Here is a 13,212-nt window from a genome sequence, read left to right on the forward strand (position 1 = left end):
CGGGATCGGGCGCGATCACCGCGACCCAACGGGTCAGGCGCGGCCGATGCGGTCCAGGATCCAGGCGTTGATGAACGCCTCCTCGCGCCAGGAGTCGTAGCGACCGCTCGGGCCGCCGTGCCCGGCACCCATCTCGGTCTTGAGCAGGTAGTCGCCGCTCGGTGCCACCGCCCGCAGTCGGGCGATCCACTTCGCCGGCTCCGAGTAGAGGACCCGGGTGTCGTTGAGGCTGGTCACCGCGAGGATCGCCGGATAGTCCACGGCGGCCACGTTCTCGTACGGCGTGTAGGACTTCATGTACGCGTACACCTCGGGGTCGTCGAGGGGGTTGCCCCACTCCTCCCACTCGGTGACTGTCAGCGGCAGCGACGGGTCGAGGATCGACGTGAGCGCGTCCACGAACGGCACCTGCGCCACGATCCCGGTGAACGCGTCCGGCGCGAGGTTGGCCACAGCGCCCATCAGCAGGCCACCGGCCGAGGCGCCCCGGGCGACCAGCCGGTCGCTGGACGTCCAGCCGGCCTTGACGAGGTGCTGGGCGCATGCCACGAAATCGGTGAAGGTGTTCTTCTTGGCCAGCAGCTTGCCCTGGTCGTACCACCGCCGGCCCAGCTCACCGCCGCCCCGGATGTGCGCCACGGCGAAGACCACACCCCTGTCCAACAGGGACAGTCGGGCCACCGAGAACCACGGGTCCATGCTGGCCTCGTACGAGCCGTAGCCGTACAACTCGCAGGGCGCCGAGCCGTCCCGGGGGGTGCCGACGCGGCAGACCAGTGAGATCGGCACCCGGGTGCCGTCGTCGGCGAGTGCCCAGTCGCGGTGCTGCTCGTACTCGGCCGGGTCGTACGGTCGCCCGTCCGGACCGGGCAGCACCGGCTTCTGTTTGAGCAGCACCATCTGCCGGGTGACCAGGTCGTAGTCGTACACCGAGTCGGGGGTGATCAGCGAGGAGTAGCGCAGCCGGACCTGGCCGGTGCGGTACTCCGGGTTGGCGTCCAACCCGACGCTGTACAGCGGCTCGGGGAAGTCGATGTCGTACCCGTCGTCACTGCCCACCGGCAGCACCCGCAGCCCGGTGAGCCCCTCGGTGCGCAGCGACACCACCAGGTGGTTGGCGAAGGCGTCGACGGCTTCCAGTCGGGTGCCGGGGGTGTGCTCGATCAGCGGCACCCAGTCGCCCGGTACGTCCGCCGAGGTGAACGCCAGCGCGAAGTCCTCCGCGCCGTCGTTGTGCAGGATCAGGAAACGGTGGCCGTGGTGCTCGACCGTGTATTCGACGCCCTGTCGGCGGGGGGCGATCACGGCCGGCGCGCCGGTCGGGTTGCCGGCGGGGATCACCAGCACCTCGCTGGTGACCTTGCTGTGCACGTCGATGAGGATGAACTTCTCCGACCGGGTCAGCTCCACCCCCACCCAGAACCGCTCGTCGTCCTCCTGGTGGACGACCACGTCGTCGGCTGCTGCGGAGCCGATGGTGTGCCGCCAGACCCGGTTCGGCCGCCAGGCGTCGTCCACCGTCACGTAGAACAGCACCGAGGCGTCCGACGACCAGGCGGTGCCGTAGAAGGTGTCCGGCACCTCGTCCGGCAGCAGTTCGCCGGTGGTCAGGTCCTTCACCCGCAGGGTGAAGCGTTCGTCACCGGAGAAGTCGGTGGAGTAGGCCAGCCAGCGTCCGTCCGGGCTGACGTCGAACGCGCCGAGCGAGAGGAAGTCGTGCCCCTCGGCCAGCAGGTTGCCGTCGAGCAGCACCTCCTCGCCGTCGAGCGGGGCGCCGTCCGCGCTGACCGGCGGGTCGGTCTCACCGTCGCGGACCGCCCGGCGGCACTGCACTCCGTACTGTTGCCCCTCGACCGTCCGGGTGTAGTACCAGTGCCCGCCCTTGCGGGTCGGCACGGACAGGTCGGTCTCCTGGGTGCGTCGGCGAGTCTCCTCGAACAGGTCGGCGCGCAGGTCGGCCAGGTGTGCGGTGCGCGCGTCGGTGTACTCGTTCTCGGCGGTCAGGTAGGCGATCGTCTCCGGGTCGTCCTTGGCGGCGAGCCAGGCGTACTCGTCGACGACGGTGTCGCCGTGGTGGGTGCGCTCGCTGGGCACCCGCTTCGCCGCGGGCGGGGCAGTCTCGGTGGTCACGGCGGCCACGTTACCGGCCGGCAGCCGCAGCGCGCCGGACCAGCGGCATCCCGATACTCGCCACCACGACTTTAGAACACATGTACGATGGCCGGCATGGCGGCAGCAGCGAGTTCCCTCGGCCGGTCCGGAGCCCTTGAGATCACCCGGCGGTTGGCGGCGATCTGCGGTCCACCGTTCTCCCGGCTGGCCGGGCCGGCCGACGAGGTGGCGGGGCGACCGGCGCGTTGGGTGGCCGTCCCGGGCGGGCCGCACGCCGCCGCCGAGGTGCTGCGGCTGGCCGCCGTGCACGATCTGGCGGTGGTGCCCCGAGGCGCGGGCACGAAGATCGACTGGGGTGCCGCCCCCGTTCAGGTCGACATCCTGCTCGACACCGGCCGACTGGCCGGCATCGGTCACGAGCCGGTCGACTCGCTGGTGACCGAGGTGGGGGCCGGCACTCCACTGCGGGCGGTGCAGGCCACCCTGGAGCGCACCGGCCAGCGGCTCGCGATGGACGCCCCCTCACCCGGCGCGACAGTGGGCGGCGTGCTCGCCGCCGGCGAGGCCGGCCCGTTGCGCCACCGCCACGGCAGCCCCTGCGACCAACTTCTCGGTCTGCGTTACCTCGCCGCCGACGGCGAGCTGACCAGCGTCGGCGGTGGCGCGCCCGGGCTCGACCTGGCCCGACTGCTCTGCGGCTCCCAGGGTGCGCTCGGCGTGCTGGTGTCGGCGAGCCTGAGGGTGCAGCCGGTGCCGGCGAGCAGGCTCTGGGTGTCCCGCCCGGTGTGGACGCCGTTGGAGGTGCACGACCTGGTCCGGACGATCCTCGCCGCTCGGCTGGAGCCGGCGGCCATCGAGCTGGACCTGCCCGGAGGCACCCCCCGCCCACGTACGCCGTACCCGCCCGGTCACCCGGCGGCCACCGCCCGGGAGCGCCATCCGTCGATGTCCGGCCGGGCCGGCGCCCCGTCCCGGGCCGGCAGCCTGGTGGTGCTGCTGGAAGGCGGCCCCGCCGACGTCACCGAGCGTGCCGAGCGGCTTGTCGGCCTGCTGCACGGGGAGGCGACGATCGCGCACTCCGCGCCGACGTGGTGGCGCCGCTACCCGTTCGCGCCGGGTGACACGGCGCTGCGCCTGGAGGTGCCGATCGGCGACCTGCACGCCGCCGTCTACGCGCTACGCGACGCGGCCGGAGCGCCGGTGCCGATACGCGGGTCCGCCGGGCTGGGCGTGGTGCACGCGGCGTTGCCCGGGGCGCTGGCAGCCGACCGGGTGGCGTCCATCCTGGCCGCCGTCCGAGGGGTGCTGCTGGCCCGGCAGGGCCGCTGCGTGGTGGTCTCCGCTCCGGCGGCGGTCCGCCAGGCGGTCGACCTCTGGGGCGAGTTGGCCGGCCTGGCCCAGTTGCGGGCCGCGAAGCGGCACCTCGATCCGGAGCACCGGCTCGCGCCGGGGCGGCTCCCCGGCGGCCTGTGAGGCCTGGCCGGCCGTGCTCAGTCCAGCCACCACCGGTGCATGTCCAGCAGTGGAGGGGTGAGGCGGGCCACCAGCACCAGCAGGCTGCCGGCCGCCCCGGCCAGCAGCAGTGACCGGGTTGCCCGGGGCAGGGCCTCGCGCTCCCGGACGACCAGCGCCACCGCGACGATCGCCAACGGCAGCCCGAGCACAGCACCCGTCAGGTAGAGCACCGCCACCACGGGGTGGAGCACCCCGAAGAAGGCCATGTCCTTCGGGTCGTACGCGCCGGTCAGCATCTCGGCCGGGCCGACGCCGGCGCTCGCCATCTGACCGACGTAGAGCAGCAGCACGGCGAGGAACCCGCCGATGGTCGCGAACTGCGCGACGATCAGGGCCCGGACAAACGGCCGGGAGTACGACGTGACCTGCGCGGCACTCGACATGGTCGTCAATCTACCGAGCAAACCCGATAGCCGTTGGCCGCGCTGCGGTCAGGTCGCGTCGTTGCGGAGCACCAGGACGGCGATGTCGTCCCGGGGTGGCTCGACCGAGAAGTTGATCGCCGCGGCGCGCAGCCGGGCGGCCACCACGTCGGCCGAATATCCGGCCAGGGGAGCGGCGGCGTCCCGCAGCCGGTCGGTGCCGAACAGCTCCCGGCCGCGCCTCCGCTCGGTGACGCCATCGGTGTAGAAGATCAGCGAATCGCCCGGTGCGAGCGTGATCTCCGCCGTCGGCGAGGTGATCGTGTCGAGCAGGCCGAGCGCGGTGCCGCCGGTGCCGACGAACCCGGCGCCGCCCGCTGCGGCGAGCAGCACCGGCCGGTCGTGCCCGGCGAGGTGCAGCGAGACGTCCAACTGGTCACCCTCGCCCGGCCCGACCGCTGCCAGGGCCAGCGTGCAGTAGCGACCGCCACCGCGCTCGACAAGCGTCTCGTTGAGCCGGGCCAGCGCCTCGGGTAACGGTTTGCCGTCGCCGACCAGCACCCGGATCACGTCCCGGACCAGCCCGGTCACCGCGGCGGCCTGGACACCCTTGCCCGAGACGTCACCGATCACCACCAGCCAGCGCCCGTCGGGCAGCGGCACCACGTCGTAGAAGTCGCCACCCACCTCGGCGTCGTCGCCGGTCGGGACGTACTCGGCGGCGAAACCGATCCCGTCCACAAGCGGCAGCACCGGCGGCAGCAGAGACTGCTGGAGCGTCTGCGCCACCCGACGGCGTTCGGCGTGGATCCGGGCGTTCTCGATGGCCAGCGCGGCCCGTCGAGCCACGTCCTCCAACACGGCCACCTCGTCCGGGTCGTGCCGGTGCCGCTGGTGCCGCCCCACCGCCAGGGTCCCGAGCCGCTGCCCGCGGGCGATCAGCGGGACGGCGAAACCCTCCATCGGCCCGCCCAGGGGGATCTGCGCCGCGCTGCGGGACGCCTCGCGGAGACGGGCCTGGATCGAGTCCGGCCCGGTCTCCGCCAGCACCTTGTGCAACTGCGGAAGCATCGACTCGTCGGCGTGGCTGGCAGCCGCCAGCCGGAGCCGACCCCATTCGTCGGCGGTGTGCACAGCGCACCACTGACCGAGTCGCGGCACCACCAACTGCGGCACCAGCGCCATGGTCAGGTCGACGTCGAGCGACTGGGCCAGCAGTTCGCTCGCCTCGGCCAGGAAGGTCAGCCACACCTGCCGGCGGACGTCGGCCCGGCGCAGCCGGTCGTTCTCCAGGTGCAGCGACAGCCGCTCGGCGGTGAGCACCGCCAACGGTTGGGCGTACGCCGACGGCGCGGCGTCCAACTCCAACTCCCCGGCGTACGGGCGGTGCACAGTCAGTGGGACCCGGAGCAGGTCGCTGCCGGGGCGGGGCGGCCGACCGAAGCGGGCCAGCACCTGACTGCCCTGCCCGTCGCCCCGGTCCAGGCGGATGGTGCCGCCGGCTGCGCCCACCATCTCGGCGACCCGGCTGAGCAGGCTGGTCGCGAAGTCGGGCAACGGGTCGTCCCCGTACAGGTCGGGGGCTGTCTGCATGAGTTCGCTCATCGCGCTGGCGCTCGGCGCGGACCCGTCGGCGCTCGTCCGGGGGCCGGCGTTGGCCGGTGTCGATTCGCCGATGGTCCCGCTGGAGGGCGGGTCGGCGCCAGGGCGGTCCAGCCGGAACCAGACGCCCTTCCCGGTGGGCAGGTACGTGGTGCCCCAGCGGCTGGCGAAGTGGTCGACCAGCAACAGGCCCCGGCCCCGGACGGAGACCTCGTTGATCTCGGTGGAGTCGTTGCGGTCGCCGACTGTCAGCTCGTCGCCGGAACCGGGGGCGAAGTCGGAGACGGTGACGGTCAGCCCGATCTCGTCCGCGACGACCTCGATGTCCAGTTCGGTACGGGCGTGCTCGACGGCGTTGGTGGTCAGCTCGGTGGTGAGCAGCAGCGCCTCGTTGGCCAGTTCGTCGAGGTGTGACTCGGTCAACACCGAGCGGACCACGGCGCGGGCGGCGGCCGGCGTACGGCGGTCGGCGGGCAGCCGCACACGCCGGACGGCCCCGTCCCGGGCCCCGGCCGTCGCGGGCCCCGCCTCGGCTGACACCCCCGTATCCTCCACCGTCCCCCTGCCGGGTGCCAAGCCGATCACCGATCGCGGGCTGTCGCGTCGGTCAGCGGCACCGGCGGCAGGGGGCTGGTCGACGCGTCGAAACGAACGGTCCGGGAGCCGGGCGAGGTTTGCGGCGCGCCGTGCCGGCTCGACCCTGATCGGGCGGGTCGGCGGGCGATCGATGCCACCTGGCGGGTCGCGCACCCTGGCACCACGGCGCGCGCGGGCACAATATGGGGTGCCGGTGTGCCCGCACGGACCGGCGCCCCCCGAGTTGAGCGAGGAATGATGACCACGTCGAAGCAGTCGGTGGCGGATCCGTCCGCGTCCGACCACGAGGCGCTCCTCGGTGAGTTGGCCGAGGCACTGCGACGGATCGGGCGCGGTGACCTGAAGGTCCGGCTCCCCCGCCGGGCCGGCGCGGCCGGTGAGGTGGCGGACGCCTTCAACGAGGTGGTCTCGCTCCAGGAGCGGCAGTACCTGGACCTGCGGCGGATCAGCCGAATCGTCGGTCGCGACGGCCGGCTCACCGAGCGGCTCGACGACGAGGGGTTGGACGGCTCGTGGGCGGAGGGGCAGCGGGCGATCAACTCGCTGATCGACGACCTGGGTCGACCGACCACCGAGATCGCCCGGGTGATCGTGGCGGTCGCCGACGGTGACCTGTCCCAGCACATGGCGTTGGAGATCGACGGTCGGCCGCTGCGCGGTGAGTACCTGCGCATCGGGCGCACCGTGAACACGATGGTGGACCAGCTGTCGTCGTTCTCCAACGAGGTGACCCGGGTGGCCCGTGAGGTGGGCACCGAGGGCAAGTTGGGTGGCCAGGCCGACGTGCGGGGCGTCGCCGGCACCTGGAAGGACCTCACCGACTCGGTGAACACCATGGCGTCGAACCTGACCGGCCAGGTGCGGTCGATCTCGCAGGTGGCGACGGCGGTGGCCAAGGGTGACCTGTCGCAGAAGATCACGGTCAGCGCCCGTGGTGAGGTGGCCGAGCTGGCCGCCACGATGAACTACCTCACCGACACGCTGCGGCTCTTCGCCGAGCAGGTGACCCGGGTGGCCCGTGAGGTCGGCACCGAGGGCAAGTTGGGCGGCCAGGCCGAGGTGCCGAACGTGGCAGGCACCTGGAAGGACCTGACCGACAGCGTCAACTCGATGGCGTCGAACCTGACCGCCCAGGTCCGTAACATCGCCCAGGTCTCCACTGCTGTGGCGCGCGGCGACCTGTCGCAGAAGATCACGGTGGCGGCGCAGGGCGAGATCCTGGAGCTGAAGGACACCGTCAACACGATGGTGGACCAGTTGTCGTCGTTCGCGGACGAGGTGACCCGGGTCGCGCGTGAGGTGGGCATCGAGGGCAAGTTGGGCGGTCAGGCCCAGGTGCGCGGCGTCTCCGGCACCTGGCGGGACCTCACCGAGAACGTCAACCAGTTGGCCGGCAACCTGACCAGCCAGGTCCGCAACATCTCTCAGGTCTCCACCGCCGTGGCGAAGGGTGACCTGTCGCAGAAGATCACGGTGGACGCCCAGGGCGAGATCCTGGAGCTGAAGAACACCGTCAACACGATGGTCGACCAGTTGTCGTCGTTCGCCGACGAGGTGACCCGGGTGGCCCGTGAGGTGGGCACCGAGGGCAACCTGGGCGGTCAGGCGCAGGTGAAGGGTGTCTCGGGCACCTGGCGGGACCTGACCGACAACGTGAACTCGATGGCGTCGAACCTGACCAGCCAGGTCCGCAACATCGCCTCGGTGACCACCGCTGTGGCGAAGGGTGACCTGTCGCAGAAGATCACGGTGGACGCGCGGGGCGAGATCCTGGAGTTGAAGTCGACTGTCAACACGATGGTGGACCAGTTGTCGTCGTTCGCCGACGAGGTGACCCGGGTCGCGCGTGAGGTGGGCACCGAGGGCAAGTTGGGCGGTCAGGCCCAGGTGCGCGGGGTCGCCGGCACCTGGCGGGACCTCACCGACAACGTGAACTCGATGGCGTCCAACCTGACCGCCCAGGTGCGCAACATCGCCCAGGTCTCCACCGCTGTGGCGAAGGGTGACCTGTCGCAGAAGATCACCGTGGACGCGCGGGGCGAGATCCTGGAGTTGAAGTCGACTGTCAACACGATGGTCGACCAGTTGTCGTCGTTCGCCGACGAGGTGACCCGGGTCGCGCGTGAGGTGGGCACCGAGGGCAAGCTCGGCGGTCAGGCGCAGGTGAAGGGGGTCTCCGGCACCTGGCGGGACCTCACCGACAACGTGAACTCGATGGCGTCCAACCTGACCAGCCAGGTCCGCAACATCGCCTCGGTGACCACCGCCGTGGCGAAGGGTGACCTGTCGCAGAAGATCACCGTGGACGCCCAGGGCGAGATCCTGGAGCTGAAGTCGACTGTCAACACGATGGTCGACCAGCTGTCGTCGTTCGCCGACGAGGTGACCCGGGTCGCGCGCGAGGTCGGTATCGAGGGCAAGCTCGGCGGTCAGGCGCAGGTGAAGGGCGTCTCCGGCACCTGGCGCGACCTCACCGAGAACGTCAACCAGCTCGCCTCGACGCTGACCACGCAGTTGCGGGCCATCGCCCAGGTGTCCACCTCGGTGACCCGGGGCGACCTGACCCAGCGGATCGCTGTCAAGGCGCAGGGCGAGGTCGCCGAGCTGAAGGACAACATCAACCAGATGATCGTCACCCTTCGGGAGACGACAAAGAAGAACGCCGAGCAGGGCTGGCTGGACTCCAACCTCGCCCGGATCGGCGGCCTTTTGCAGGGCCAGCGCGACCTCGGCGAGGTCTGCCGCATGATCATGACGGAGGTGACTCCGCTGGTCGACGCCCAGCTCGGCGCCTTCTTCCTGGCCGACGACACAGACGGCAGCATGCGGCTGCGGCTGACCTCCTCGTACGGGTACGTGGCGCGGGGGCACGACGTCACCTTCGGGCCGGGTGAGGGGCTGGTCGGGCAGACAGCGCTCTCCCGTCGCACGATCCGGGTCAGCGCCTCCCCGAACAGTCGGCTCACCCTGCGGTCCGGCCTGGCCGAGACACCCCCGTCCGACCTGGTGGTGCTCCCCGTCCTGTTCGAGGGCGAGCTGCTCGGGGTGATCGAGTTCGCCAGTGTGTCGGCCTTCTCCGAACTGCACCTGTCGTTCCTGGAGCGGTTGGTGCTCACCATCGGCATCGCCGTCAACACCATCCAGGCCAACCGGCGTACGGAGGAGCTGCTGGCCCAGTCGCAGCGGCTGGCCCACGAGATGCAGGAGCAGTCGGCGGAGTTGCAGCGCACCAACGCCGAGCTGGAGGAGAAGGCCACTCTGCTGTCCGAGCAGAAGGGCAACATCGAGACGAAGAACCGGGAGATCGAGCTGGCCCGGCTGGGCCTGGAGGAGAAGGCGCAGCAGCTGACCCGGGCGTCGGCGTACAAGTCGGAGTTCCTGGCCAACATGAGCCACGAGCTGCGGACCCCGCTGAACTCGTTGCTGCTGCTGGCCCGTCTGCTGGCTGAGAACTCGGAGCAGAACCTCAGCCCGAAGCAGATCGAGTTCGCCCGGACCATCCACGGGTCCGGCTCCGACCTGCTGCGACTGATCGACGACATCCTCGACCTGTCCAAGATCGAGGCGGGCCGGATGGACGTCGAGCCGACCGAGATCCGCTTCACCGAGCTGCGCGGCTACGTGGAGCAGGCGTTCGCGCCGCAGGCCGAGGAGAAGAACCTGGACTTCCAGGTACGGGTCAGCAAGGATCTGCCGCCGGCGTTGGTGACCGACGCGCAGCGGTTGCAGCAGATCCTGCGCAACCTGCTCTCCAACGCTGTGAAGTTCACCGACAACGGTGCCGTGACGTTGCGGATCGCCCCGGCCGCGGAGAACGCGGTCTTCGACGTGCCGGCGCTGACGAACGCCCAGCAGGTGATCGCGTTCACCGTGATCGACACCGGGATCGGCATCTCCGACGACAAGCTGTCGATCATCTTCGAGGCGTTCCAGCAGGCCGACGGCACTACCAGTCGCCGGTACGGCGGCACCGGCCTGGGCCTGTCGATCAGCCGCGATCTGGCCCGACTGATCGGCGGCACCATCACCGTCTCGTCCGCGCCCGGTCAGGGCTCGACCTTCACCCTGTTCGTACCGCAGGTGCTGGCCCCGGACGCGGTGGTCGTGCCGCAGACTCCGTCGCCGCAGCGCGCCGGGCTGCCGTCGTCGCTGCTGATGCCGCCGCTGGAACTGTTGCCGGAACGCCCGGAGGCACCGGCCACCCGTCAACTGGACGGCGCCACGGTGCTGATCGTGGATGACGACGTCCGCAACGTCTTCGCCTTGACCAGCGCGTTGGAGCTGCACGGGATGACCGTGCTGTACTCGGACAACGGGGCGGACGGTGTCCGTCTGCTGGCCGAGCATCCGGAGGTGGACATCGTGCTGATGGACGCCATGATGCCCGACCAGGATGGTTACGAGACCACCCGCCAGATTCGCCGCAACCACCGGTTCGCCGACCTTCCGGTGGTCTTCCTGACCGCGAAGGCGATGCCGGGTGACCGTGAGTCGGCCCTCGCTGCCGGGGGCAGCGACTACATCACCAAGCCGGTCGACCTGGACGACCTGATCGAACTGATGTCGTCCTGGATCAACGGCAGCCGGACCGAGGAGACTTCGTGACCCAGATGGCCAAAGCGCTGCTCGTGGACGACCGGCGGCAGAACCTGACAGCCCTGGAGGCGATCCTCCAGGGGTTGCCGGTCCAGTCGGTGGCGGTGGAGAGCGGCGAGGCGGCGCTGAAGCAGTTGCTGGTGGACGACTTCGCGGTGATCCTGTTGGACGCGCAGATGCCGGACATGGACGGCTTCGAGACGGCGAGTCACATCAAGCGCCGCGAGCGGACCCGGCACGTGCCGATCATCTTCCTCACCGCCGCCGACCGGGACGCCCAGCTCGCCCTTCGGGGTTACCAGGTGGGCGCGGTGGACTACCTCACCAAGCCGTTCGATCCGTGGGTGCTCCGGGCCAAGGTGTCGGTCTTCGTCGAGCTGTGGGTGAAGACCCGGCAGCTCGCCACCCAGTCGGATCTGGTCCGGGAGCGCGACACGCAGTGGCGGCGGCTCACCGACGCGGTCGACGAGGCGACCGCGCAGCTCCGCTCGGACGACCCCGAGGTCCGCGACCGGGCGGTACGGCTGCTCGAACAGGCCCGTTGGGGCAACACCGCCTGACGGCGGCGGGGCGGCTCAGCCGGTGGGCTGGTCGTTGCGGATCATCAGGGCGCTGCGCAGGCCGGTGATGTCCAGCACGCGGATCAGGAAGTCGCCCACGTGCGTCAGCATCAGCAGGCTCTGCGCGTGGCTGGCCTTGCGGCTGAGCACGACAAGGGTGCCCAGGCCCTGCGAGTCGCAGAAGGTGACGCCGCCGAGGTCGAGCACGATCCGCGGGGGTGGGTCGGCCAGCACCTCGTTGACGACGGTGGAGAGCTGGGCCGCCGTGAGCATGTCGATCTCACCGGCCAGGCGCAAGACTGCTTCGTCGCCCGTCCGGTGTAGCGTGATGGACAGTTCGGCACGATCCACCCGGTCAGCCTAGCGCGATCCGACCGACCTGGCCTGTCGAGGCCGCGAGCCGTCGCCGTCCAGGCCACGAGCCCCGTGTCGGCGCTGTTGACCGACGCGGGTTGCAGGTGAGCCGGGTAACCCCGCCACGGGGTGGCTGCTGGTTGACCGTCCGGCGCTGTCACAATGGCGGCATCGTGACCGACATCTTTCCTGCCGGATCCGGCCGCTACCCAGCCGACGCGCCGGCCTCCGAGGCCCTGTTCGACCGCGCCCGCGCCATCGTGCCGGGCGGGGTGAACTCCCCTGTGCGCGCCTTCCAGGCGGTCGGCGGCACCCCGCGTTTCATGGTCCGTGGTGAGGGCCCGTGGCTGTACGACGCCGACGGTCGCCGCTACGTCGATCTGGTCTGCTCCTGGGGTCCGTTGATCCTCGGGCACGCCCACCCGGAGGTGGTGGAGGCTGTCCAGGCCGCCGCCGCCCGGGGCACCAGCTTCGGCACTCCCACCCCCGGTGAGGTGGAGCTGGCCGACGAGATCGTCGCCCGGACCCCGGTCGAGCAGGTCCGCCTGGTCAACTCCGGCACCGAGGCGACCATGTCGGCGATCCGGCTGGCCCGTGGCTTCACCGGCCGCTCGAAGATCATCAAGTTCGCCGGCTGCTACCACGGCCACGTCGACGCGTTGCTCGCCGCCGCCGGCTCCGGCGTGGCCACCCTGGGCCTGCCCGACTCGCCCGGCGTGACCGGCGCGGCGGCCAGCGAGACGATAGTGCTTCCGTACAACGACATCCGGGCCGTCGAGGAGGCATTCGCCGCCGAGGGCCCGCACATCGCCGCGGTGATCACCGAGGCCGCCGCCGGCAACATGGGCGTGGTGGCCCCCCGCGACGGCTTCAACCAGCAGCTCGCCCGGATCGCGCACGCACACGGCGCACTGCTGGTGGTGGACGAGGTGATGACCGGGTTCCGGGTCTCCCGCGCCGGGTGGCACGGCCTCGACGCCTCCGACGCCGATCTGTGGACGTACGGCAAGGTCATGGGGGGTGGCCTGCCCGCCGCGGCGTTCGGCGGGCGCGCGGACATCATGGCGCGTCTCGCGCCGGCCGGCCCGGTCTACCAGGCCGGCACCCTCTCCGGTAACCCGCTGGCCTGCGCCGCCGGCCTGGCGACCCTGCGGCTCGCCGACGACGCGTTGTACCAGCGCCTCGACGAGACGGCCGCCGTCGTGGGCAAGCTGGCGTCCGACGCGTTGGCCGCCGCCGGGGTCCCACACCGACTGTCGTACGCGGGCAGCATGTTCTCGGTCTTCTTCACCGACGCCGACGTGGTCGACTACGACAGCGCGCGCACCCAGCAGGTGCCGGCGTTCAAGGCGTTCTTCCACGCGATGCTCGCCGCTGGCGTCTACCTGCCGCCAAGCGCGTTCGAGTCGTGGTTCGTGTCGGCGGCGCTCGACGACGCCGCTCTGGAACACATCGCCGACGCGCTGCCCACGGCGGCGAACGCGGCGGCAGCGGCCGGTCACGGGGGGTAGAAG

General features: G+C 71.1%; 8 protein-coding genes. 4 read left to right on the forward strand and 4 right to left on the reverse strand.

Annotated elements, in window-relative coordinates:
* Nucleotides 1–33: 33 nt before the first annotated feature.
* Nucleotides 34–2,130: a S9 family peptidase gene (locus AB0B98_RS21580; RefSeq protein ID WP_357364782.1), complete on the reverse strand. Its 2,097-nt coding sequence runs from the start codon at nucleotides 2,128–2,130 to the stop codon at nucleotides 34–36.
* A 96-nt stretch (nucleotides 2,131–2,226) separates the two neighbouring features.
* Here AB0B98_RS21580 and AB0B98_RS21585 point away from each other — a divergent pair, with 96 nt between their 5' ends.
* On the forward strand, nucleotides 2,227–3,585 hold the full coding sequence (locus tag AB0B98_RS21585) for an FAD-binding oxidoreductase (protein WP_357364784.1): 1,359 nt from the start codon (nucleotides 2,227–2,229) through the stop codon (nucleotides 3,583–3,585).
* Nucleotides 3,586–3,602: 17 nt separating this feature from the next.
* Here AB0B98_RS21585 and AB0B98_RS21590 read toward each other — a convergent pair whose 3' ends face one another.
* Both AB0B98_RS21590 and AB0B98_RS21595 read right to left on the reverse strand, forming a co-directional pair.
* Nucleotides 3,603–4,010, reverse strand: coding sequence for a hypothetical protein (locus AB0B98_RS21590; protein ID WP_238668688.1), 408 nt, complete (start codon nucleotides 4,008–4,010; stop codon nucleotides 3,603–3,605).
* Between the two features lie 48 nt (nucleotides 4,011–4,058).
* Nucleotides 4,059–6,131 carry a SpoIIE family protein phosphatase gene (locus AB0B98_RS21595; protein WP_357364786.1) on the reverse strand — a complete coding sequence of 691 codons (2,073 nt, stop codon included), beginning with the start codon at nucleotides 6,129–6,131 and terminating at the stop codon, nucleotides 4,059–4,061.
* A gap of 294 nt (nucleotides 6,132–6,425) precedes the next feature.
* Here AB0B98_RS21595 and AB0B98_RS21600 point away from each other — a divergent pair, with 294 nt between their 5' ends.
* Nucleotides 6,426–10,793 carry a HAMP domain-containing protein gene (locus AB0B98_RS21600; protein ID WP_357364788.1) on the forward strand — a complete coding sequence of 1,456 codons (4,368 nt, stop codon included), beginning with the start codon at nucleotides 6,426–6,428 and terminating at the stop codon, nucleotides 10,791–10,793.
* Nucleotides 10,790–11,344 (forward strand): response regulator, encoded by a 555-nt coding sequence (locus AB0B98_RS21605; protein WP_091395745.1) that lies wholly within the window; start codon nucleotides 10,790–10,792, stop codon nucleotides 11,342–11,344. Before AB0B98_RS21600 ends, AB0B98_RS21605 begins: the two co-directional genes overlap by 4 nt.
* A gap of 15 nt (nucleotides 11,345–11,359) precedes the next feature.
* On the opposite strand, the gene AB0B98_RS21610 is transcribed toward AB0B98_RS21605, so the two are convergent.
* The gene (locus AB0B98_RS21610) at nucleotides 11,360–11,695 is read right to left on the reverse strand and encodes an STAS domain-containing protein (protein WP_007454492.1); all 336 of its coding nucleotides are present in this window, start codon (nucleotides 11,693–11,695) and stop codon (nucleotides 11,360–11,362) included.
* A 176-nt stretch (nucleotides 11,696–11,871) separates the two neighbouring features.
* Between AB0B98_RS21610 and hemL the strand changes: the two genes are divergently transcribed.
* Nucleotides 11,872–13,209, forward strand: a complete 1,338-nt coding sequence (gene hemL, locus AB0B98_RS21615) for a glutamate-1-semialdehyde 2,1-aminomutase (protein WP_238668691.1) — start codon at nucleotides 11,872–11,874, stop codon at nucleotides 13,207–13,209.
* Nucleotides 13,210–13,212 lie beyond the last annotated feature (3 nt).

It is taken from the genome of Micromonospora sp. NPDC048947 (assembly GCF_040649495.1).
Classification (GTDB): Bacteria; Actinomycetota; Actinomycetes; order Mycobacteriales; family Micromonosporaceae; genus Micromonospora; species Micromonospora alfalfae.

Coding starts and splice junctions, on each gene's coding strand:
- AB0B98_RS21585 (WP_357364784.1), top strand. CDS start 2,227: ATGGCGGCAGCAGCGAGTTCCCTCGGCCGGTCCGGAGCCCTTGAGATC.
- AB0B98_RS21590 (WP_238668688.1), bottom strand. CDS start 4,010: ATGTCGAGTGCCGCGCAGGTCACGTCGTACTCCCGGCCGTTTGTCCGG.
- AB0B98_RS21600 (WP_357364788.1), top strand. CDS start 6,426: ATGACCACGTCGAAGCAGTCGGTGGCGGATCCGTCCGCGTCCGACCAC.